We start from the raw sequence: 20,395 nt of genomic DNA on the forward strand, positions 1-20,395 counted from the left end.
TCAGATCCCGATGACCTTCATGACCAGCTCGAACAGCGACTTGAGCAGCGACTGCCCGAAGTCGCTGGTCAGCAGCTTGATCAGCACCGAGGCGAAGCCGCAGCCGGCGGCGGTGACGACGGCGTACTCGGCGGTGGTAACACCGCGCTCGGAGCGGAGCCGGGCGACGGGGGACTTCTTGGTCATGGTGACCTCCTGGGACGGGCCCACCGGGGTGGGCGTGGGTTGACGTCCCGGACTCTCGTCCGATCCGGCACCGCCCACGAGAGGCTCCGGCCGCGCTGGGGACGAACCCCCGGTGCCCGCCGGTGTGGAGAGGAACTGGTCGGCTCAACGGCCCGCGAGGACGCCTAGCGAGCCGGCTACCAGCGGCGCCACGCCCACCAGGACGAAGGCCGGGAGCAGGCAGAGACCGAGCGGGATCGCGGCCTGCACCCCGACCGCCCGGGCCCGGCTCTCGACGTCGGCGCGCGCGGCCCGGCGCAGGTCGTCGGCGAGCCGCTGCATCGCGTCGGCCACCGACGCGCCGCTCCGCGCCGCGCGGGCCAGGGCGCGCCCAAGCCCTCCGAGCTGGGGGTGCCGGGCCAGGTCGGACCAGACCGTCACCGGATCCACGCCGAGCTGCAGCCGGTGGGACACCGCGGCGAGCTCCTCCCGCACCGGTGGCCCCACCGCGGCGCGGATCTCCTCCAGGGCGGCGGCGGGGGACAGTCCGGCGGCCAGGCAGGCGGCCATCAGGTCCACGACGTGCGGGACGGCCGCCGCCAGCGCGAGGCGGTGCCGACGCGCGGCGGGGGCCTCCAGGCGGCCGACCACCCGCCAGCACACGGCACCCGCGGCCAGCCCGACCACCGCGGCCAACGGCCCGCCGACCAGGACGCCGGCGCCGAGTGCGACCGCGGCGGTGGCCAGGGTGCGCAGGGGCGGCGGGCGCTCGCGCGGCCCCCGACCGGGCGTGGCCGGCGCTGTCAGGGTCCCCGGCGCCGGTCGCCGCGACGGGAGGGCCGCGGCCACCGCGACAGCCGCCCCGACGGCCGCCACCAGCGTCAGGGCGGCGTGCGACCCGGCGCTCATGCCCGCAGCACCGTGGCGGCGATGCGGTCGATCCAGAGCAGCCCGGCGAGCGCGAACAGCGCCCCGAGGCCCAGGCAGCCAACGCCGACGGGGGTGCCGAGCAGGAAGTGCCAGGGGTCGCCGCCGACCCCGGTCGACATCGCCAGCGACGCGACCGGCAGCACCGCGACGAGCCGGGCGGTGGCCTGGGCGGAGGCCAGCTCGCCCTGCACCAGCCGCCGGGTGCCCTGCCGCTCGCGCGCGGTCAGCGCCACCTGCCCCAGTGCGGCGGCCAGCCCGGCCCCGGAGCGTTCGGAGACCTGCCAGGCCGAGGCGACCTCGGCCAGCCCCTCGGCGCCCCGGACCGCGGCGAGCCTGCGCAGCGCGGCCGGGACGTCGGCGCCGAGCCGGGCGGCCGCGACGACGGGTTCCAGGTCCGGCCAGAGCTCACGGCAGTGCTCCAGGCCGGCGGCCGGCGGCTGACCGGCGCGCAGCTCCCCGGCCAGCGCCTCGCAGACGTCGACCACCACGGCCTGCCGCACGGTGGCCGCCCTCGCCGCCCGTCCCCGGCGCACCAGGAGGCCGGCACCGCCGAGCGCGCCGAGCGACACGAGGCCGAGCGCCAGCCGGGTGCCGTCGGCGAGCACCAGCAGGCCCGCACCCGCTCCGGCCGCCGCCACGACCAGCACCGGCGCGACCGCCGGCCCGCGTGACGACCCGCCCGGCGGCCGGGGGGCACGACCGCGGACCGGCCACACCAGGGCGACCGCCGCCGCGGCGGCCAGCACCGCGACCACCCTCACCGGCCCGGCCAGCCGTCCAGCCGGTCCACCAGCGCCCCGGCAGCGGGGTGCTCGTGGGTGCGCCCGTCGGCGTCGAAGGTGACCGCCGGCTCGGCGACCACGGCACCTTCCGCGGTGCGGCGCAGGGCGGCCACCTCGGCGACCCGCCGACGGCCGTCGGGACCGCGGGCCAGGTGGACCACGGCGTCGACGGCGGCGGCCAGCTGGCTGTGCGCCGCCGCCCGGGGCATGCCCGCCACCATCGCGAGCGCCTCGATCCGGGCCGGGACGTCGGCGGCCGAGTTGGCGTGCACGGTCCCGCAGCCGCCCTCGTGGCCGGTGTTCATCGCCGCGAGCAGGTCGGTGACCTCGTCGCCACGGACCTCGCCGACCACCAGCCGGTCGGGCCGCATCCGCAGGGCCTGCCGGACCAGCACCCGCATCGGCACCTCCCCCGCGCCCTCGACGTTGGCCGGCCGGGACTCCAGGCCGACCACGTGCGGGTGGTCCGGGCGCAGCTCGCTGGCGTCCTCGACGACCACCATCCGGTGCCGCGGGTCGACCAGGGACAGCAGCGCGGACAGCAGGGTGGTCTTGCCCGAGCCGGTGCCGCCGCTGACCAGGAACGCCAGCCGGGCCTCGACGACCCGCCGCAGCAGCGAGGCCGCGTCGGCGTTGACGGTGCCCCGCGCCAGCAGCTCCTCGACCGAGAACACCCGGGCCCGGGGCACCCGCAGGGAGATGACCGTGCCCGGCCGGGCCAGGGGGGCGAGCACCGCGTGGAACCGGGTGCCGTCGGGCAGCCGGAGGTCGACGTACGGGGTGGCGTCGTCCAGGCGCCGCCCGACGGACCCCGCCAGCCGCTGCGCGAGCCGGCGTACGGCGGCCTCGTCGGCGAACCGGGTCGGCGTCAGCTCGAGGCCCTCGCCCCGGTCGACGTAGACCGCGGCGGCGCCGTTGACCAGCACGTCGGTCACCCCGGGCAGCCGGACCAGGGGCTCGAGGGGGCCGGCGCCCAGCACGTCCTGGCGGAGCAGGTCGTGGACCGCGAGCACGGTGGAGTCCCCGACGGGGCGGCCCTGGTCCCGCAGGGCGCGGGCCACCACCTCGGGCGACAGCGCCGCGCCGCTGCGGGCGAGCTGCTCGCGGACCCCGTCGAGGACCTCGGCGGGCAGCGGCTCGGCGCCCCTCACGCCACCCACCGGCCGGCCCGCTGCACGTCGAGGGCCACCCGGGCGGCGCGGGACAGCGGCGAGCGACGGGAGTGCACCGGCCCGAGGCCGAGGTCGACGTGCTCGGCCAGCCGGCGCTGGGTCGGCACCCGGGCGACCAGCGGCAGCTCGAGGACGCCGGCGACGTGCTCGGCCGGGACGGACGCGGCCGCCCCGCGCACGACCAGGCCGACGTCACCGGCCAGCCCGCGCAGCACGGCGGCGACCTTGCCGGCCGAGGCGACCCCGGCGACCGTGGTGCCGGCCACCAGGAGCACCTGGTCGCAGCGCGAGACCACCTCGGCGCTGACGTCGTCGACGGTCCGCGGCAGGTCGACGACCACCACGTCGTGCCCGCGCCGGGCGGCCGAGAGCACCTCGCGGACCGAGGCGGCCTCGAGGGCGACCGGCGGGCCCGGCGCCCAGGTGAGCACGGCCAGCCCGTCCTTGACCGGCAGCGCGGCCCGCAGCGAGCGGGACCCGAGCCGGCCGTGCGAGCCGACCAGCGCGTCCCAGCGGACCCCGGTGGCCGGGTGGGGGGCGGCGTCGAGCCCGACCACCCGGTCGACGCCGGGGCCGAGCGGGTCGAGGTCGAGCAGCACGGCCGGCTCGGCGGCGGCCGCGGTCAGCGCCAGCGCGCAGGCGAACGTGGTCGCGCCCACGCCGCCGGACCCGCCGACCACACCGACCGTCCGGGCCCGGTGGGCGACCCCGTCGGCGGCGTCGGTGAGCAGCTCCACCAGCCAGGCGTCCGCGGCCGGCAGCTCGACGACGTCGGCGGCGCCGACGGCCAGCGCGGAGCGGAACAGCCCGTCGCGGACCGGCCCGGGACCCACGACGTGCACGTGCTCGCGGCGGGCGGGGCGGTGCGACGCCACCGCCTCGGCGAGGTCGGCCCCGACCAGCACGACCGAGGCCGCGCCCCAGGAGCGCAGTGCCGCAGCCGCGTCGTGCGCGACGTCGAGGGTGGTGCCCGCGGCGGCCGCGAGCCGCAGCAGGTCGTCGAGCAGGAGCTCGTCGCGGGTGATCAGCAGCGCCGGTGACGTCATGGCCCGACCCTGGTCCGCGCGCGGACCGGCGACCAGGACCGTCGTACCGGCTGGGGACGAGCGGGCGGGCGGCCCGGCTGTGGACGGAAGCCGGCCGGGACAGGGGGCGGCCCCTGGCCGGGGGGTGACCAGGGGCCGCGGGTCCTGGCTCCTGGGGGGAAGAGCCGGGACCGCGCCGACGGCTGGGGGGGAATAGCCGCCGGACGTCTCGGAGGTCAGCCTGGTGGTCCGGCGAGGGAAAGCCGAGCACTGACCCCACCACAGCGATGGTAGCGCGCCCTTTACTCCCTGTCGCGGCCACTATGCTCGGGAGCCAACCCGGCAGGAATCGGACTCTGGAGGCTCGTACCGGTGGGTCGACCCGCAGCCTTCTTCGACCTGGACAAGACGATCATCGCCAAGTCCAGCACCCTCGCGTTCAGCAAGCCGTTCCAGGCCGGCGGGCTGATCTCCCGGCGCGCCGTGCTGCGCAGCGCCTACGCCCAGTTCGTCTACCTGGTCGGCGGCGCGGACCACGACCAGATGGAGAAGATGCGGCAGTTCCTCTCGGGGCTCTGCGCGGGCTGGGACGTGCAGACCGTCCGCGACATCGTGGCCGACACCCTGCACAACGTGGTGGACCCGCTCGTCTACGACGAGGCCGTCTCGCTCATCGAGGAGCACCACCTCGCCGGCCGCGACGTGATCATCGTGTCGGCGTCCGGCAGCGAGGTCGTCGAGCCGATCGGGGAGATGCTCGGCGCCGACGGCGTGGTCGCGACCCGGATGCGGGTCGTCGACGGGCGCTACACCGGCGAGATCGACTACTACGCCTACGGCGAGCACAAGGCGGCGGCCATGCACCGGCTGGCCGAGGAGCACCACTACGACCTGTCCCGCAGCTACGCCTACAGCGACTCGATCACCGACCTGCACATGCTCGAGGCGGTCGGCAACCCCTACGCCGTCAACCCCGACCGGGAGCTGCGCCGGCAGGCCACGGCGCGCGGCTGGCCGGTGCTGGTGTTCACCCGACCGGTCGCGCTGCGCAGCCGGATGCGGCTGCCGCAGAGCAAGCCCACGCTGGCCGCGCTGGCCCTCGGGACGGCCGCAGCGGTGGGCGGCGCGGTCTGCGTCCTGGCCCGTCGGCGGCTCGGCCGCGACACGCCCGGCCGTTCCTAGACCAGGCCCCGGAAGCCTTGTGGCCCCCAGCCCAGAGGCGTACAAAGGGAACACAACTCAAGACCCGCACATGAGCCAGGTACCCACGCGGCGAACTCCCTTCCTAATGGGCGTTGTCCTTCGGATCACACCGGAGCAACCTTTAGTGATGCACGCCTGGTAGCCATCGGTCTCATGTGTCAGCGGCGGCACCTCCTGTCCTCCGGGACGCGAGGTGCCGCCTGCATTGACGCCCAGGCTCGTGCCCGGTCCGGGCCCCGGTTCAGCCCGCCAGCGGGCTCGCCTCGGCGCCCTGGGCGTAGGCCTCGGCGGCGTACAGCAGCCAGCCGTGCACGCCGGCCGGGCCGCCGTCGCGGTAACCGCGCAGGTTCGACTCGTACTCCGCGCGCACCGCGAGGTGCCCGGCCTCGGGCACGACCAGCGACTTGGCGTCCACGCCGCGGGCGACCAGGACGAGGCGCTCCGCGGCCCGGGCGACCAGCCCGTTGCGGGAGACGAACGGTGCGGTGACCGCGATCTCCGCGTGCACCACGGCGGCGACGACCAGCGCCGGGGCCGTGGTCGGCGCGGTCAGCAGGCCGGCGAGGTCGCGCAGCCGGGCCGCCCCGTCGGCGCCCCGGGGCCGGCCGAGCTCCTGGTCGGGCACCTCGCCCTTCGCGGCCAGCGTGTGCATCCGGGCGAGCGCCTGCAGCGGGGAGCCGTTCAGGGTGGGCAGCAGGCCGAGCAGCTCCGAGCTCAGGCGCACCGCCGCCCGGGCCACCGGGTCCCCGCCGTCCGCGCGCACCTCGTCGAGCGTGGAGGCCGACCCCTCGAGCACGGCGCTGGCGTGCGCGCCGCGCAGCAGCGACTCCCCGGTCAGGTCGGGCGTCGTACGACGCAGGCCGCGGTCGCGCAGCAGCGCGTCGATGCCGTCCCGGGTGGCGGCCATCGCGGACGCCACGCCCTCGAGATTCGCCAAGCGGGACAAGGGATCACGGTCGTCGGGCACGACCGCAACCTAGCGGACGGTCGGTCCCACCGGAGCAGGCCCGGGTCGTGCGCCACCGGGGGCGGGCTCCTTGAGCTCCACGAACAGCACCTCGGTGTCGGTGCTGCCGATGTTCTCCCCGGCGTGCTCCTGGGCCGGCAGCCAGCCGACCAGCCCGGAGGGCATCGCCACGTCCCGCGTCGTGCCACCCGCCACCAGCCGCCGCTCGAACGCGGACAGCGTGACCATCACGCTGTCCGGGTGGGCGTGCGGGGTGGTCCGGTGGCCCGGGGCGTCGTGGTAGCGCAGCACCCGGACCCGCTCGTTCTCGAAGACGACGGTGTAGGCGTCCGCGTCGGTCCGGGCCGGGTCCAGGGTCATGCCGCTCATGGTCGGCCGGGCACCGGAGGACGGCAATAGTCCGTGCAGGTCAGGCGTCCGGACCCTTGGCCCGGACGTCGGCCACCGTGGTCATCGCCTCGCGCAGCTCCGCGAGCCAGTCGTCCTGGTGCTGGCCGACCAGGCGCACGCACCAGGCGAGCGCCTCGGACCGGGACCGGGCCACGCCGGCGTCGACGAGCGTGTCGAGCACCTGCCGCTGGGGCTGGCGCAACCGGGTCATCACCGGGGCCGCGACGTGGGTGAACAGCTCCTCGCGCTCGCCGACCCGGACCTGCCAGGACACCTTGCGCTCGAACCGCCGCTCGGCCTCCGCCGCGATCGAGATCCGCTGCGCCCGGGTGTCCTCCCGGAACGCCCTCGCCCGGCCCGCGCGGGCCTCGTCGGCCTCCGCGGCCGCGGTGCCTTCCGCGAGGTCGACGTCGGCCAGGGTCAGCCGGACGATGACCTCCTCCCGGTCGACGGACACCTCGACCGGCTCGTGCTGCCACTGCTCGGGGACCCGGCCGGTGAACCAGCCGCGGACCCGCTGCTCCGCTTCGTTTGTAATCATGTAATCGACATTACTCCGGCGTGCACGAGAGGCAAGCCCGCGTTGGTAACCTCACCGCGATGGACTCTGCCGATCCCCTGCACCGCCGCGAGCGGACCGCGCCCGCCCTGTCGTTCGGCGGGGTCGCGGACGCCTACGACCGCGCCCGGCCGTCGTACCCGGCCGAGGCGGTCACCTGGCTCACCGGTCTGGACCACGCCCACGTCCTGGAGCTCGGTGCGGGCACCGGCAAGCTGACCGAGGAGCTGGTCCGCCAGGGCCACCGGGTGGTCGCCACCGACCCGATCGACGCGATGCTGCGGCACCTGGTCCGCCGGCTGCCCGGCACCCCGGCCGCGGTCGCCGCCGCCGAGCGGATCCCGCTGCGGGCCCGCTCGGTCGACACCGTGGTCGGCGCCCAGTCCTTCCACTGGTGGGACGTCGAGCGCGCGCTCCCCGAGATCGCCCGAGTGCTCCGGCCGGGCGGCCACCTGTCACTGGTCTGGAACCTGCGCGACGAGCGGATCCCCTGGGTACGCCGCCTGGGCACCCTGATCGGCACGCAGGAGCAGCAGAACGACCCGACGCACGCGCTGCTGTCCTCGAACCTGTTCGGCTTCGTGGAGAGCGCCACCTTCCGGTTCTGGCAGCCGCTCGACCGGGCGCGGCTGCGCGACCTGGTGCTGTCGCGCTCCAACATCGCGATGATGACCGAGACCAACCGGGAGCGGGTGATGGCGCAGGTCGACGAGATGTACGAGAGCTACGGCCGCGGCGCCGACGGGATGCTGCTGCCCTACGTCACGCGCTGCTACAAGGCCGTCGTCCGGCCGCCGTCGCTGGCCGACGACGACCGCCCGGACCGGCCGACCCCCTCCCGCGCCAGCGACGACGGCGGCGACGCCGACGCGCTGCTCATCGACTTCCAGTAGGCCGCCGTGGCGGCGTGGGCGTGGCTCGGTCGACGACACCTCGGCACCGGCGCGGACCGGACCACGTTCCGCACCCTGCACACCGCCTCGCTGACCACCCCCGCCCTGCGCGGCGGGCTGACCACGGCGTCGGCGGAGAAGGCGGTGCGGCACCTGCGGAGCCTGCTCGGCGCACCGGCGATCGCGCTCACCGACACCACGGACCTGCTCGCCTGGGACGGCCGGTTCTCCCACCACGGCGACCAGACCGGACCGCTGGCCCGGCAGGTCGTCGAAAGCGGCGCCACCACCGTCCGGCAGCGCGCCGCCCTCCCCTGCCAGGACCCGTCCTGCGGGCTGCGCCAGGTGATCGTCACGCCGCTGACCGTCGAGGAGCGGGTGGTCGGCACCCTCCAGGTGTTCGCCGGCTCGGCGTCCGCGGGCCTGGTGCGGGCCGCCGACGAGGTGGCCCGCTGGGTGTCCGGGCAGCTCGAGCTCGCCGAGCTCGACGCGTCGCGCACCCGGCTGATGGAGGCCGAGGTGCGGGCGCTGCGGGCCCAGATCAGCCCGCACTTCGTCTACAACTCGCTGACCGCCATCGCGTCCTTCGTGCGCACCGACCCCGAGCGGGCCCGGGAGCTGCTGCTGGAGTTCGCGGACTTCACCCGCTACTCCTTCCGTCGGCACGGCGAGTTCACCACGCTGGCCGAGGAGCTCGGGTCGATCGAGCAGTACCTCGTGCTGGAGCAGGCCCGGTTCGGCGACCGGCTCGACGTGACGCTGCGCATCGCCCCGGAGGTGCTGCCGGTCGTCGTACCCTTCCTGTCCCTGCAGCCGCTGGTGGAGAACGCGGTGCGGCACGGGCTGGCCGGCAAGGACGGCCAGGGCCGCATCTCGATCACCGCCGTGGACCACGACTTCGAGGCGGTGATCTCGGTGGAGGACGACGGCCTGGGCGAGGACCCCGAGCGGGTCCGCCGCGCGCTCGCCGGCGACACGACCACGGACTCGGTCGGGCTGGGCAACGTCGACGAGCGGCTCCGGTCCACGTTCGGCGACGACTACGGCCTGGTCGTGGAGACCGCTCCCGGCGCCGGCACCAAGGTGACCGTGCGCGTCCCGAAGTACGCCCCCGGGGTCCACGCATGAGCCTGCGGATCCTGGTCATCGACGACGAGCAGCCGGCCCTCGACGAGCTCGCGTTCCTGCTCGGCCGCGACCCGCGGGTGACCGGGGTGCTGACGGCCGGCTCGGCTGCGGAGGCGCTCGCGGTGCTGCAGGACCAGCAGGTGGACGCGGTCTTCACCGACATCGCGATGCCCGGGCTGACCGGCCTCGACCTGGCCCGGGCGCTGTCGCGCCGGCGCACGCCGCCCGCGGTGGTGTTCGTGACCGCGCACGACGAGCACGCCGTGGCCGCCTTCGACCTCGACGCCGTGGACTACCTGCTCAAGCCGGTCCGCGACGACCGGCTGGCCGAGGCGGTCCGCCGGGTGGACGCCGCCGGCGCCGGGGTGGCCGACGGCGAGGAGAGCATCCCGGTCGAGCTCGGCGGCGTCACCCGCTTCGTCGCCCGCAGCGACGTGCGCTACGCCGAGGCGCAGGGCGACTACGCGCGGCTGCACACGGCCGAGGGCAGCCACCTGCTCCGCACCCCGCTGAGCACCCTGGAGGAGGACTGGCACGACGCGGGCTTCGTGCGCATCCACCGCTCGCTGCTCGTCTCCCTGGCGTACGTCGACGAGGTCCGCGTCGAGGGCGGCCGGTGCAGCGTGCTGGTCGACGGCACCGAGCTCACCGTCAGCCGCCGGCACACCCGCGAGCTGCGCGACGTGCTCGTCCGGCAGGCCCGGCCCGGCGGGACCCCGCGCGGATGACCGAGCCGCCCCGCCGGGTGCGGGTCACCAGCCCGCGCACCGGCGCGACCCGGCGGCGGCGCGTCACCGGCGCCTCCGAGATCGACGCGCAGACCGACCTGGGCGAGGTCTACATGACCTCGCTGCTGCGCTCCCAGCTGCGGCTCGCGCTGCTGGTGCTCGGTGCAGTCGTGGTGCTGGTGGCCGGCCTGCCCCTGGTGTTCACGGTGTTCCCCGGCCTGGTCGACGTACAGGTGCTGGGGATGCCGCTGCCGTGGGTGCTGCTGGCGTTCGCGGTCTACCCCGTGCTGCTCGGCCTGGGCTGGCTCTACGTGCGGGCGGCGGAGCGCAACGAGCGGGACTTCGCCGAGGTGGTGGAGCGGCCGTGAGCCCGGCGTTCGGCGTGGTGGCGGTGCTGCTGGTGGTGGTCGCGACGCTGTCGATCGGCGCCTACGGCTGGCGGTTCTCGCGGACCACCAGCGACTTCTTCGTGGCCTCCCGGTCCGTGCGCCCGGCGCTGAACGCGTCGGCCATCGGCGGGGAGTACCTCTCCGCCGCCTCGTTCCTCGGCGTCGCCGGGCTGGTGCTCGCGTTCGGCACCGACATGCTGTGGTACCCGGTCGGCTGGACCGCCGGCTACCTCGTCCTGCTGGTGCTGGTCGCCGCGCCGCTGCGCCGGTCCGGTGCCTACACGCTGCCCGACTTCGCCGAGGCCCGCCTCGAGTCCCGGTCGGTGCGCGGCACCTCCTCGCTGCTGGTCGTCGGGGTCGGCTGGCTCTACCTGATGCCGCAGTTCCAGGGCGCCGGGCTCTCGCTGGGCACGGTCGCCGGCACCCCGCCGTGGGTGGGCGGCACGGTGGTCGGGGCGGTGGTGCTGGTCAACGTGCTGTTCGGGGGCATGCGCAGCATCACCTTCGTGCAGGCCTTCCAGTACTGGCTCAAGCTCACCGCGCTGCTCGTCCCGGCGATGTTCCTGCTCGCCGTCTGGCGCGGCGACGGGTCGCCCGCCCTGGCCGACGGCGCGTGGGCGTCGCCGCTGGACTCCACCGAGGCGCACCCGCTCTACACGACCTACTCGATCATCGTCGCGACGTTCCTCGGCACGATGGGCCTGCCGCACGTCGTGGTGCGGTTCTACACCAACCCGGACGGCCGGACCGCCCGTCGTACGACGCTGGTGGTGCTGGCGCTGCTCGGGCTGTTCTACGTCCTGCCCCCCGTGTACGGCGCCCTCGGCAGGCTCTACGCGCCGGACCTGGTCGCCGCGGGCGCCACCGACACCGTCGTCCTCGAGCTGCCCGCGCGGATGGTCGGCGGGCTCGGTGGCGAGCTGCTGTCCGCGCTGACCGCGGCCGGCGCCTTCGCGGCGTTCCTGTCGACCTCCTCGGGGCTGACGATCGCGGTGGCCGGCGTGATCAGCCAGGACGTGATGGGCCGGCGGTTCCGTGGCGTGCGCGCCTTCCAGGCCGCGGCGGTCGTCGCGGTCGTCGTACCCCTGGGGCTGGCCGTCTCGGCGGAGGGCGTCGGCGTAGCCCGGGCGGTGGGGCTGGCGTTCGCGGTGGCGGCCTCGACGTTCTGCCCGCTGCTGGTGCTCGGCATCTGGTGGCGACGGCTCACCGACGTCGGCGCGATCGCCGGGATGGTCGTCGGCGGCCTGCTCTCCGGGGCGGCCGTCGTGCTGACCCTCCTCGACGTGGCCCGGCCCGGCTGGTCCGGGGCCCTGCTGTCGCAGCCGGCCGCCTGGACCGTGCCGGTGGCCTTCGCGACGATGGTCGTCGGCTCGCTGCTCACCCCGTCCCGGCTGCCGGCGCACGTCTCGCGCACGATGGTCCGGCTGCACACCCCCGAGGCGGTGGCCCTGGACCGCGGGCCGCAGCCGCTCTGACCGTTCGTCGTCCGTTCCGGGCCGCCTGCCGCACCGGTGGCCGCGCCCCCTCCCCGCGGGTCGCCGCCGTCCCTAGCGTGACGGGCATCACAGCCCGGTCACCGACCGGGCCGACGACCCTGAGGTGATCCGGATGAGCGACGAAGAGACGACATCGGCGGCCGAGCCGCCGGCCTGGAAGGCCCACGGGACCTCCGGCCACGCGGTCTACGAGGAGCTGGCCGCCTCCGAGGACTTCCACGAGCTCCGCAAGCGGTACCGCGCCTTCGTGGTCCCCTACACGGTGGCGTTCCTGACCTGGTACCTGCTGTACGTGCTGATGTCGAACTGGGCCGACGGCTTCATGGACACCAAGATCGTCGGGCACGTCAACGTCGCCCTGGTCTTCGGGCTGCTGCAGTTCGTCTCCACGTTCACGATCGCGGTGATCTACTCCCGCTTCGCCAGCCGCCGGCTCGACCCGCTCGCCGGCAACCTGCGCGAGCGCTACTACGACGAGGTGCCCCGATGAGCACGCAGACCCTGACCTCGATCCTGTTCCTGGCGGTCGTCGCGCTGACCGTCGGCATCACCTTCTGGGCCAGCCGGCAGACGTCCGGCGCCACCGACTACTACTCCGGCGGCCGGTCGTTCAGCGGCTTCCAGAACGGCCTGGCGATCTCGGGTGACTACATGTCCGCCGCGTCGTTCCTGGGCATCTCGGGCGCCATCGCGCTGGCCGGGTACGACGGCTTCCTCTACTCCATCGGCTTCCTGGTCGCCTGGCTGGTCGCGCTGCTGCTGGTCGCCGAGCTCCTGCGCAACTCCGGCCGCTACACGATGGCCGACCAGCTCGCCTACCGCATGAAGCAGCGCCCGGTGCGCACCGCCGCGGCCACCTCGACCGTCGTGGTCTCGATCTTCTACCTGCTCGCGCAGATGGTCGGCGCGGGCTCCCTGGTCGCCCTGCTGCTCGGGGTCGACAGCCAGTCGCTGAAGAACATCACCATCGTCGGGGTCGGCCTGCTGATGATCTTCTACGTCACCGTCGGGGGCATGAAGGGCACCACCTGGGTGCAGATCGTCAAGGCGGTGCTGCTGATGACAGGCACCGTGCTGATCACCGTCCTGGTGCTGGCGAAGTTCGGCTTCAACATCTCCGACCTGCTCGGCGCCGCGGCGGAGAACACCGGCAAGGGCGAGGCGTTCCTCCAGCCGGGCCTGAAGTACGGCGTCAGCACCACCAGCAAGATCGACTTCGTCAGCCTCGGCATCGCGCTGGTGCTCGGCACGGCCGGCCTGCCGCACATCCTGATCCGCTTCTACACCGTCCCGACCGCCGCCGACGCGCGGCGCTCGGTGCAGTGGGCGATCGGGCTGATCGGCGCGTTCTACCTGATGACCCTGGTCCTCGGCTTCGGTGCCGCGGCGCTGATCGACACCGGCGCGGACAGCAAGGTCGCGGCCAGCGGCGGCAACCTCGCCTCCCCGCTGCTCGCCGAGGCCGTCGGCGGCGGGTCCGGGTCCACCGGGGGCGCCGTGCTCCTGGCACTGATCTCCGCGGTGGCCTTCGCCACCATCCTCGCGGTGGTCGCCGGGCTGACCCTCACCTCGGCCTCCTCGGTGGCGCACGACCTGTACGCCAACGTCTGGAAGCGGGGCACCGCGAGCGAGCAGTCCGAGATCAGGGTCGCGAAGATCTCGGCGTTCGTGATCGGCGGCATCGCGATCGCGCTGGCGATCCCGGCGCAGAAGCTGAACATCGCGTTCCTGGTCGCGCTGGCCTTCGCGGTGGCGGCGTCGGCGAACCTGCCGTCGATCATCTACAACCTGTTCTGGCGCCGGTTCAACACCCGCGGCGCCACCTGGAGCATCTACGGCGGCCTGGTCTCCAGCCTCGGGCTGGTGCTGTTCTCGCCGGTGGTGTCCGGCAAGGTCGTCGACGGCGTCAACCTGAGCCTGCTGCCGGCGAGCATCGACTTCTCCTGGTTCCCGCTGGAGAACCCCGGCATCGTGTCGATCCCGCTCGGCTTCCTGTTCGGCTACCTCGGCGCGGTCACCTCCAAGGAGCCCGAGGCCGAGGCGGCGTACGACGAGCTGGAGGTCCGGTCCCTGACCGGCGCCGGCGCCGAAGGGGCCGTCAGCCACTGACGGTCCTGCGGGGGAGGGGCTACCTGCTCGGAGGGTGCCCCCTCCCCCGGCGCATGACTAGGGTGACCGGAGACCGTGTCGAGAACCGAGAAGGAGCCGATCGTGAGCGAGCAGGGCCTGTCCAACCTGATGCACGAGGAGCGCCACTTCGACCCGCCGGAGGAGTTCGCGAAGAACGCGAACGTCACCGCCGAGGTCTACGAGGAGGCCGACCGCGACAGGCCGGCGTTCTGGGGCAAGCAGGCCGAGCGGATCACCTGGGCCGAGCCGTTCACCGAGGTGCTCGACTGGAGCAACCCGCCCTTCGCCAAGTGGTTCGTCGGCGGCAAGCTGAACGCGTCCTACAACTGCGTGGACCGGCACGTCGAGGCCGGCAACGGCGACCGGGTCGCCTACCACTGGGTCGGCGAGCCCGAGGGCGACACCCGCGACGTCACCTATGCCGACCTCAAGGACGAGGTGTCCCAGGCGGCGAACGCGCTGGTCGAGCTGGGCGTCCAGGCCGGCGACCGGGTCGCGATCTACATGCCGATGATCCCCGAGACCGTCGTCGCGATGCTGGCCTGCGCCCGGATCGGCGCCCCGCACATCGTGGTGTTCGGCGGGTTCTCCTCCCAGGCGCTGGTCGACCGGATCCAGGACTGCGACGCCCGCGTGGTGATCACCGCCGACGGCGGCTACCGCCGCGGGTCGGCCGCCGGGCTCAAGCCGGCCGTCGACGAGGCGCTCGAGAAGTGCCCGTCCGTCCGCAACGTCGTGGTGGTCCGGCGCACCGGCCAGGACATCGGCTGGACCGAGGGCCGCGACCTGTGGTGGGACGACGTGGTCGGCCGGCAGAGCACCGAGCACACCCCCGAGGCGTTCGACGCCGAGCACCCGCTCTACGTGATGTACACCTCCGGCACCACCGGCAAGCCCAAGGGCATCCTGCACACCACCGGCGGCTACCTCGTCGGCACGTCCTACACCCACTGGTCGGTCTTCGACCTCAAGGACGACGACGTGTTCTGGACCGCGGCCGACATCGGCTGGGTCACCGGGCACTCCTACATCGTCTACGGTCCGCTGGCCAACGGCGCGACGTCCGTGATGTACGAAGGCACCCCGGACACCCCGCACAAGGGCATCTGGTGGGACATCGTCGAGAAGTACAAGGTCTCGATCCTGTACTGCGCCCCGACCGCGATCCGGACGTTCATGAAGTGGGGCAAGGAGATCCCCGAGAAGGCCGACCTCTCCTCGCTGCGGCTGCTCGGCTCGGTGGGTGAGTCCATCAACCCCGAGGCGTACATGTGGTACCGCGAGGTCATCGGCGGCGGGAGGTGCCCCATCGTGGACACCTGGTGGCAGACCGAGACCGGCCAGCTGATGATCAGCCCGCTGCCCGGCGTCACCTCCGGGAAGCCCGGCTCGGCGATGAAGGGCCTGCCCGGCATCTCCGCGGTGGTCGTCGACGACGCCGGCAAGCCGGTGGGCAAGGGCGAGGGCGGCTACCTCGTGCTGACCGAGCCGTGGCCGGCGATGCTGCGCACGATCTACGGCGACGACGAGCGCTACAAGGACACCTACTGGTCGCGCTTCGAGAACATGTACTTCGCCGGCGACGGCGCCAAGCTCGACGAGGACGGCGACATCTGGCTCCTCGGCCGGGTCGACGACGTGATGAACGTGTCGGGCCACCGGCTGTCCACCACCGAGATCGAGTCCGCACTGGTGTCGCACCCCAAGGTGGCCGAGGCCGCGGTGGTCGGCGCCACCGACGAGGACACCGGCCAGGCGGTCTGCGCGTTCGTGATCCTGCGGGACTCGGCGGGCGACGGCGGCGACGACATCGTCGAGGAGCTCCGGGCGCACGTCGCCAAGGAGATCGGCAAGATCGCCCGGCCGCGGCAGATCATGGTCGTGCCCGAGCTGCCGAAGACCCGCTCCGGCAAGATCATGCGGCGGCTGCTGCGCGACGTCGCCGAGGACCGCGAGGTCGGCGACGTCACCACGCTGGCGGACTCGACGGTGATGAACCTGATCTCCGACAACCTCAAGGGCGGCGGCGCGGACGAGGACTGAGGCTCAGCCGACCACGGCGCCGTGCTGCTCGGCGAGCACCACGGCGCCGGCCAGGTCGAGCCGGGTGCCGCGCATCCGGGCGTCCCGGAGGTCGGCGTGCTCCAGGGTCGCGCCCCGCAGGTCGGCCTCGCTGAGGTCCGCGCCGCGGAGCACCGCCCGGGAGAGGTCGCAGCCGGCCAGCACGGTCCCGGTCAGGTCCGCCTCGGCGAGGTCGGCCTCGGTCATCACCAGGCCGGACAGGTCCACCCGGGACAGCGTGGCGCCGCGCATCGTCACGCCGCGCCACTGGCCGCCGGTGACCGTCAGCGGGCGCAGCGTGCAGCCCACGAAGACCGAGCCGTCGAGCTTGCTGCCGCGCAGGGTGGCGCCGAACAGCGACGTACGACGGAGCGTGCAGCCGGCGAACGCCGCCGACTCGAGCACCGCGGCGTTGAACCGGACGGACTCGAACGTGCACGACTCGAAGACCACGCCGCGGGCCGTCGCCTCGGTCAGGTCGACGTCGCGGAACGTGCAGCCCACGTAGCGGCGACCGGTGAGGTCCTCGGCGTACCAGTCCTCGTCGCGGAAGGTCTCGTCCTGCGCGGTCACGGTCACCGCACCACCCTCACACAGGCGCCCGGGCCGCCGTACGAGGTGCACGGTTTGGTCCCGGTAGTCTTCGGGCACCAAGGAGGCACCATGACCCACGTCAGCAACGCACCCGTGACCAGGCCCCAGCCCGACGTCCCCAGCAAGGACGACCCGACCCTCGGCAAGCTCGTCTCCGACGCGAGCCGGGACATCTCCGCGCTCGTGCGCGGCGAGATCGCCCTGGCCAAGTCCGAGCTCAAGGTGAGCGTCAAGGCCGGCGGCCTCGGCCTCGGCCTGTTCGGCGCCGCCGCGTTCCTCGGCCTGCTGGCGATCATCATGCTCTCGGTGGCGATCGCCTACTTCGTGCACATGACCGGGCTCGACCTGGCCTGGTGCTTCCTGATCGTCTTCGTGCTCTACCTCCTGATCGCCGGGCTGCTCGCCTTCATCGGCGTCAAGAAGGTCAAGCAGGTCAAGGCGCCGGAGCGGGCGATCCACCAGGCGCAGGAGACCAAGAACATCCTCAAGCGTGGCTGAGCAGCACCCCCACCGGCACCACCCCGACTCCGTCGAGATCCCGGGCCCCTGGCAGCACCGTCACGTCGCTGCCAACGGGGCCCGGTTCCATGTCGCGGAGGCGGGCCCGTCCGACGGCCCGCTGGTCCTGCTGCTGCACGGCTTCCCCGAGTTCTGGTGGGCCTGGCGCGCCCAGCTGCCGGTGCTGGCCGGGCTGGGCTACCGCGCCGTCGCGATGGACCTGCGCGGCTACGGCGGCTCGGACAAGACCCCGGACGGCTACGACCCGCTGACCCTCGCCCAGGACGTGGCGGGCGTGGTCAAGGCGCTCGGCGCGCGCAGCGCGGTGCTGGTCGGGCACGGCTGGGGCGGGTACGTCGCGTGGACGGCCGCCGCGCTGCACGCGCGGGAGGTCTCGGCGCTCTGCGCGGTCTCGGCGCCGCACCCGGCGGCGATGCTGGGCGCGCTGCGGCCCGGCAGCCTGGCCGCGCGGCACGTCCTGGCGATGCAGCTGCCCTGGGTCCCGGAGCGGCGGCTGGCCGACCCGTCCAGCGGCTTCCTGGCCGACCACCTGCGCTCCTGGAGCGGTCCGGGGCCGTTCCCGGACGTCGACGCGATCGCGACGTACCAGCGTGCGATCGGGCTCTGGCCGGCCTCGCACTGCGCGCTGGAGTACCACCGCTGGCTGTTCCGCTCCCGGCTGCGCGCCGACGGCCGCCGGTTCGGGCGGCTGATGCGCCGACCGGTCAGCCAGCCGGTGCTGTCGGTGTCCGGCGCCGAGGACCCGGCGGTGCCCGTTGACGCCGTCGCCCGCTCGCGCGCGCACGTCGTGGGCGGGCTGACCGAGCAGGTGCTGCCCGGGGTGGGGCACTTCCCGCACGAGGAGGCCCCGGAGGCGTTCACCGCGGCCCTGACCGGCTGGCTCGGGCGGCTGTAGCTAGGCGCAGGCGCCGGTGTCCACGTCGGTGGAGCGGGTCAGGCCCTGCGCGGCGGCGCCGGCCACCTGCTCGGAGGTCAGCGCGTAGCCGGTGTCGGTGTCGGTGACCGACGCCGCGAAGATCACCCCGAGGACCTTGCCGGCCGAGGAGACCAGCGGGCCGCCGGAGTTGCCGGGCCGGACCAGCGCGCGCAGCGAGAACACCTCGCGCACGACGGTGCCGTCACCGTAGATGTCGGGGCTGCGCAGCCGCTGCTCGCCGCGGATCCGGGCGGCCTGCACGTTGTAGGGGCCGTCCTGCGGGTAGCCCAGCACCGCGCCGGCCTGGTTCGGCCGGCCGCTCTGGTCGAAGCGCAGGAACGGGCCGCGGGTGCCGTCCACGGCGAGCACCGCGATGTCGATGTCCGGGTTGTAGTAGACGACGGTCGCCGGCCGCTCGTCCTCGCCGACCAGCACCACCGGCCGGTCGACGCCGGCCACGACGTGCGCGTTGGTCATCACCCGGTTCGGGCCGTAGAGGAAGCCGCTGCCCTCGACGCCCCGGTTGCAGGAGTTCTCCCCGCGGATCTTGAGGACGCTCTCCTGCGCGCGCTGCACGTCGGGGTCGCGGGCCACCCGGCCCGGCGGCGGACCCACGTCGATGATCCGCTCGGGGGCGAACGGCTCGAGGTAGCGCGGGAAGAAGCTCGACCCGACCACGTCGTTGAAGGAGTTCAGCGCCTGCACGGCGTTCGCCGGCATCACGCCGTTGACCCGGTCCAGGACCGCCGAGCTGCGCACCTCGCGGCTCGCCCAGGGCAGCTTGGCCCCGCTGACCGCGACGCCGAGCGCCCACGCGACGACCAGGACCGCGGCCATGCTCAGCGCCGCGCCGCCGATGGCGTCGAGGGCGCGGACCGGCTGCCACTTGATGCGCGAGCGGATCTTGGCGCCGGCGTACTGCAGGATGGCCTGCCCGAAGGACGCGCAGACCAGCACCACGAACAGCGCGGCCAGGGAGACCCACAGGGCGGGCTCCGCGTCGCCGAGGAGCCGGGGGGCGAGCCAGACCCCGAGCAGCCCGCCGAGCAGCAGGCCGCCGGTGGCGAACGCGCCCGCGATGAAGCCCTGCCAGTAGCCGGAGACGGCGTAGGCGACCACGAGGACGACCAGGAACCAGTCGAGGACGTTCACGTCGTGGACCTCACCGCTCGCGGAAGTTCGTGTTCGGCGTCGGTGGTTGCGCGGCCACCTCGGCCCGGGCGGTCAGCATATGGTCGGGAAGGTCGCGCAGGACGTCGGCGTCCCAGGGGCGTGTCCAGCCGAGGAAGTCGAAGAGCCGGGCGATGATCCCGGCGGTGAACCCCCACAGGATCAGGTCCTTGTCGTCGCCGATCAGGAACGCCGGACCCTTCCAGCCCGACGGGTGCCGGGTGGACACCCGGTGCTCGGGGTCGAGGAGCTCCTCGATCGGGACGCGGTAGACCGCGTGCACCTCGGCCGGGTCCACCACGCCGACCGGGCTCTCCTCGCGCCACCAGCCGAGCACCGGCGTGACCGCGAAGTTGCTAGGCGGCAGCCACAGCTGCGGGAGCGTGGCGAACACGTCGACGCCGCCCGGGTCGAGGCCGGTCTCCTCCTCGGCCTCGCGCAGCGCGGTGGCTGCGGGCGAGGCGTCCTCGGGGTCGGTGGAGCCGCCCGGGAAGGAGACCTGGCCGGGGTGCGAGCGCATGTCGTGGGCGCGCTCGGTGAGCAGCAGGTCGGGGCCGCGGGAGCCGTCGCCGAACAGCATCAGCACGGCGCCCTCGCGGGGCTCCGTGCCCTCAGGGGGCACGAACCGGGTCAGCTCGTCGACGGTGATCGTCCGGGCGCCGCGACGAACGGGCTCGAGCCACTCCGGCAGCGCCGGCTCGTGGGGGGTCGCGTCGGGCACGAGTGGAGCCTACCGAGCCGTCACACGACGCAGAACTCGTTGCCCTCCGGGTCGGCCATCACCACGTGGTCGGGCCGGTCCGGGCCGCCCACCTCGGCGAGCACGGTGGCGCCGGCGGCGGTGAGCCGCTGCACCGTCGCCTCGATCCGGGGCCACCGCTCCGCGTGCGGCAGGTGGCGGCCGCCGCCGACCTGCACGTCGAGGTGGATCCGGTTCTTGGCGGCCTTGGCCTCGGGGACCTTCAGGAACGAGATGCGGGCCCGTCCGCCGGCCGGGTCGACGATCGACGCGGCGTCGTCCCACTCGTCCTCGGGGACGTCGAGCTCGCGGAGCCAGTCCTCCCAGGTGCTCCAGCCCTGCGGCGGTGGCGCGTCGACGTACCCCAGCGCGACCTTCCAGAACTCCGCGAGCCGGCCGGCGGCGTCGCAGTCGAAGGTCAGGGTCCACTCGTCCACCG

The 20,395-nt window shown here is 74.2% G+C and carries 23 protein-coding genes; 11 read left to right on the forward strand and 12 right to left on the reverse strand.

All coding sequences use genetic code 11. The features are described 5' to 3' along the window. The 5 genes from KRR39_RS18615 to ssd all read right to left on the reverse strand — a co-directional run bounded on the left by KRR39_RS18615 (nt 1) and on the right by ssd (nt 4,095). A complete protein-coding gene (locus KRR39_RS18615; RefSeq protein ID WP_216938949.1) occupies nt 1–186 on the reverse strand; it encodes a DUF4244 domain-containing protein in 186 nt (61 codons plus the stop codon). Nucleotides 187–330: 144 nt separating this feature from the next. After that, complete coding sequence (locus tag KRR39_RS18620) at nt 331–1,074, reverse strand: type II secretion system F family protein (protein WP_216938950.1); 744 nt, start codon at nt 1,072–1,074, stop codon at nt 331–333. Beyond that, complete coding sequence (locus KRR39_RS18625) at nt 1,071–1,856, reverse strand: type II secretion system F family protein (protein WP_216938951.1); 786 nt, start codon at nt 1,854–1,856, stop codon at nt 1,071–1,073. The genes KRR39_RS18620 and KRR39_RS18625 overlap by 4 nt, the downstream gene beginning before the upstream one ends. Then, nucleotides 1,853–3,028, reverse strand: coding sequence for a TadA family conjugal transfer-associated ATPase (locus tag KRR39_RS18630; protein WP_216938952.1), 1,176 nt, complete (start codon nt 3,026–3,028; stop codon nt 1,853–1,855). The genes KRR39_RS18625 and KRR39_RS18630 overlap by 4 nt, the downstream gene beginning before the upstream one ends. Further along, entirely contained in the window at nt 3,025–4,095 is a 1,071-nt protein-coding gene (gene ssd / locus KRR39_RS18635) for a septum site-determining protein Ssd (RefSeq protein ID WP_216938953.1), read from the reverse strand. The genes KRR39_RS18630 and ssd overlap by 4 nt, the downstream gene beginning before the upstream one ends. Before the next feature lie 351 nt (nt 4,096–4,446). Between ssd and KRR39_RS18640 the strand changes: the two genes are divergently transcribed. Then, nucleotides 4,447–5,256, forward strand: a complete 810-nt coding sequence (locus KRR39_RS18640) for an HAD family hydrolase (RefSeq protein ID WP_216938954.1) — start codon at nt 4,447–4,449, stop codon at nt 5,254–5,256. A 262-nt stretch (nt 5,257–5,518) separates the two neighbouring features. Here the strand turns inward: KRR39_RS18640 and KRR39_RS18645 are convergent, their stop codons facing one another. The 3 genes from KRR39_RS18645 to abmR are packed head-to-tail and all read right to left on the reverse strand — an operon-like array spanning nt 5,519 to nt 7,175. Continuing rightward, the gene (locus KRR39_RS18645; RefSeq protein WP_254185254.1) at nt 5,519–6,214 is read right to left on the reverse strand and encodes a Fic family protein; all 696 of its coding nucleotides are present in this window, start codon (nt 6,212–6,214) and stop codon (nt 5,519–5,521) included. A 39-nt stretch (nt 6,215–6,253) separates the two neighbouring features. Beyond that, nucleotides 6,254–6,604, reverse strand: a complete 351-nt coding sequence (locus tag KRR39_RS18650; RefSeq protein ID WP_216938955.1) for a cupin domain-containing protein — start codon at nt 6,602–6,604, stop codon at nt 6,254–6,256. Nucleotides 6,605–6,653: 49 nt separating this feature from the next. Beyond that, the gene (gene abmR / locus KRR39_RS18655; RefSeq protein ID WP_216938956.1) at nt 6,654–7,175 is read right to left on the reverse strand and encodes an ATP-binding transcription factor AbmR; all 522 of its coding nucleotides are present in this window, start codon (nt 7,173–7,175) and stop codon (nt 6,654–6,656) included. Between the two features lie 59 nt (nt 7,176–7,234). Here abmR and KRR39_RS18660 point away from each other — a divergent pair, with 59 nt between their 5' ends. The 8 genes from KRR39_RS18660 to acs all read left to right on the forward strand — a co-directional run bounded on the left by KRR39_RS18660 (nt 7,235) and on the right by acs (nt 16,000). Then, nucleotides 7,235–8,086, forward strand: coding sequence for a class I SAM-dependent methyltransferase (locus KRR39_RS18660; protein WP_216938957.1), 852 nt, complete (start codon nt 7,235–7,237; stop codon nt 8,084–8,086). A gap of 6 nt (nt 8,087–8,092) precedes the next feature. Beyond that, nucleotides 8,093–9,214, forward strand: a complete 1,122-nt coding sequence (locus KRR39_RS18665) for a sensor histidine kinase (protein ID WP_216938958.1) — start codon at nt 8,093–8,095, stop codon at nt 9,212–9,214. Further along, the gene (locus tag KRR39_RS18670) at nt 9,211–9,942 is read left to right on the forward strand and encodes a LytR/AlgR family response regulator transcription factor (RefSeq protein ID WP_216938959.1); all 732 of its coding nucleotides are present in this window, start codon (nt 9,211–9,213) and stop codon (nt 9,940–9,942) included. The genes KRR39_RS18665 and KRR39_RS18670 overlap by 4 nt, the downstream gene beginning before the upstream one ends. After that, complete coding sequence (locus KRR39_RS18675; RefSeq protein WP_216938960.1) at nt 9,939–10,310, forward strand: hypothetical protein; 372 nt, start codon at nt 9,939–9,941, stop codon at nt 10,308–10,310. The genes KRR39_RS18670 and KRR39_RS18675 overlap by 4 nt, the downstream gene beginning before the upstream one ends. Next, a complete protein-coding gene (locus KRR39_RS18680) occupies nt 10,307–11,806 on the forward strand; it encodes a sodium/solute symporter (RefSeq protein WP_216938961.1) in 1,500 nt (499 codons plus the stop codon). Before KRR39_RS18675 ends, KRR39_RS18680 begins: the two co-directional genes overlap by 4 nt. A 133-nt stretch (nt 11,807–11,939) precedes the next feature. Next, nucleotides 11,940–12,317 (forward strand): DUF485 domain-containing protein, encoded by a 378-nt coding sequence (locus tag KRR39_RS18685; RefSeq protein ID WP_216938962.1) that lies wholly within the window; start codon nt 11,940–11,942, stop codon nt 12,315–12,317. Beyond that, a complete protein-coding gene (locus KRR39_RS18690; RefSeq protein ID WP_216938963.1) occupies nt 12,314–13,936 on the forward strand; it encodes a monocarboxylic acid transporter in 1,623 nt (540 codons plus the stop codon). The genes KRR39_RS18685 and KRR39_RS18690 overlap by 4 nt, the downstream gene beginning before the upstream one ends. 129 nt (nt 13,937–14,065) lie before the next feature. Beyond that, a complete protein-coding gene (acs, locus tag KRR39_RS18695; protein ID WP_216942802.1) occupies nt 14,066–16,000 on the forward strand; it encodes an acetate--CoA ligase in 1,935 nt (644 codons plus the stop codon). A gap of 3 nt (nt 16,001–16,003) precedes the next feature. On the opposite strand, the gene KRR39_RS18700 is transcribed toward acs, so the two are convergent. Then, a complete protein-coding gene (locus KRR39_RS18700) occupies nt 16,004–16,597 on the reverse strand; it encodes a pentapeptide repeat-containing protein (RefSeq protein WP_254185256.1) in 594 nt (197 codons plus the stop codon). An 84-nt stretch (nt 16,598–16,681) separates the two neighbouring features. Here KRR39_RS18700 and KRR39_RS18705 point away from each other — a divergent pair, with 84 nt between their 5' ends. Together KRR39_RS18705 and KRR39_RS18710 are read left to right on the forward strand one after the other, a co-directional pair. Further along, nucleotides 16,682–17,110: a phage holin family protein gene (locus tag KRR39_RS18705; protein ID WP_216938964.1), complete on the forward strand. Its 429-nt coding sequence runs from the start codon at nt 16,682–16,684 to the stop codon at nt 17,108–17,110. Continuing rightward, nucleotides 17,103–18,026 (forward strand): alpha/beta fold hydrolase, encoded by a 924-nt coding sequence (locus KRR39_RS18710; protein ID WP_216938965.1) that lies wholly within the window; start codon nt 17,103–17,105, stop codon nt 18,024–18,026. Before KRR39_RS18705 ends, KRR39_RS18710 begins: the two co-directional genes overlap by 8 nt. Here the strand turns inward: KRR39_RS18710 and KRR39_RS18715 are convergent, their stop codons facing one another. From KRR39_RS18715 to KRR39_RS18725, 3 genes are read right to left on the reverse strand one after another with little or no spacing between them, the layout of a single operon-like run. Continuing rightward, entirely contained in the window at nt 18,027–19,199 is a 1,173-nt protein-coding gene (locus KRR39_RS18715) for a MarP family serine protease (RefSeq protein WP_216938966.1), read from the reverse strand. A 10-nt stretch (nt 19,200–19,209) separates the two neighbouring features. Continuing rightward, a complete protein-coding gene (locus KRR39_RS18720) occupies nt 19,210–19,938 on the reverse strand; it encodes an NUDIX hydrolase (RefSeq protein ID WP_254185257.1) in 729 nt (242 codons plus the stop codon). Nucleotides 19,939–19,958: 20 nt separating this feature from the next. Further along, on the reverse strand, nt 19,959–20,393 hold the full coding sequence (locus KRR39_RS18725; RefSeq protein WP_216938967.1) for a VOC family protein: 435 nt from the start codon (nt 20,391–20,393) through the stop codon (nt 19,959–19,961). Nucleotides 20,394–20,395 lie beyond the last annotated feature (2 nt).

It is taken from the genome of Nocardioides panacis, assembly GCF_019039255.1.
GTDB classification, from domain to species: Bacteria; Actinomycetota; Actinomycetes; order Propionibacteriales; family Nocardioidaceae; genus Nocardioides_B; species Nocardioides_B panacis.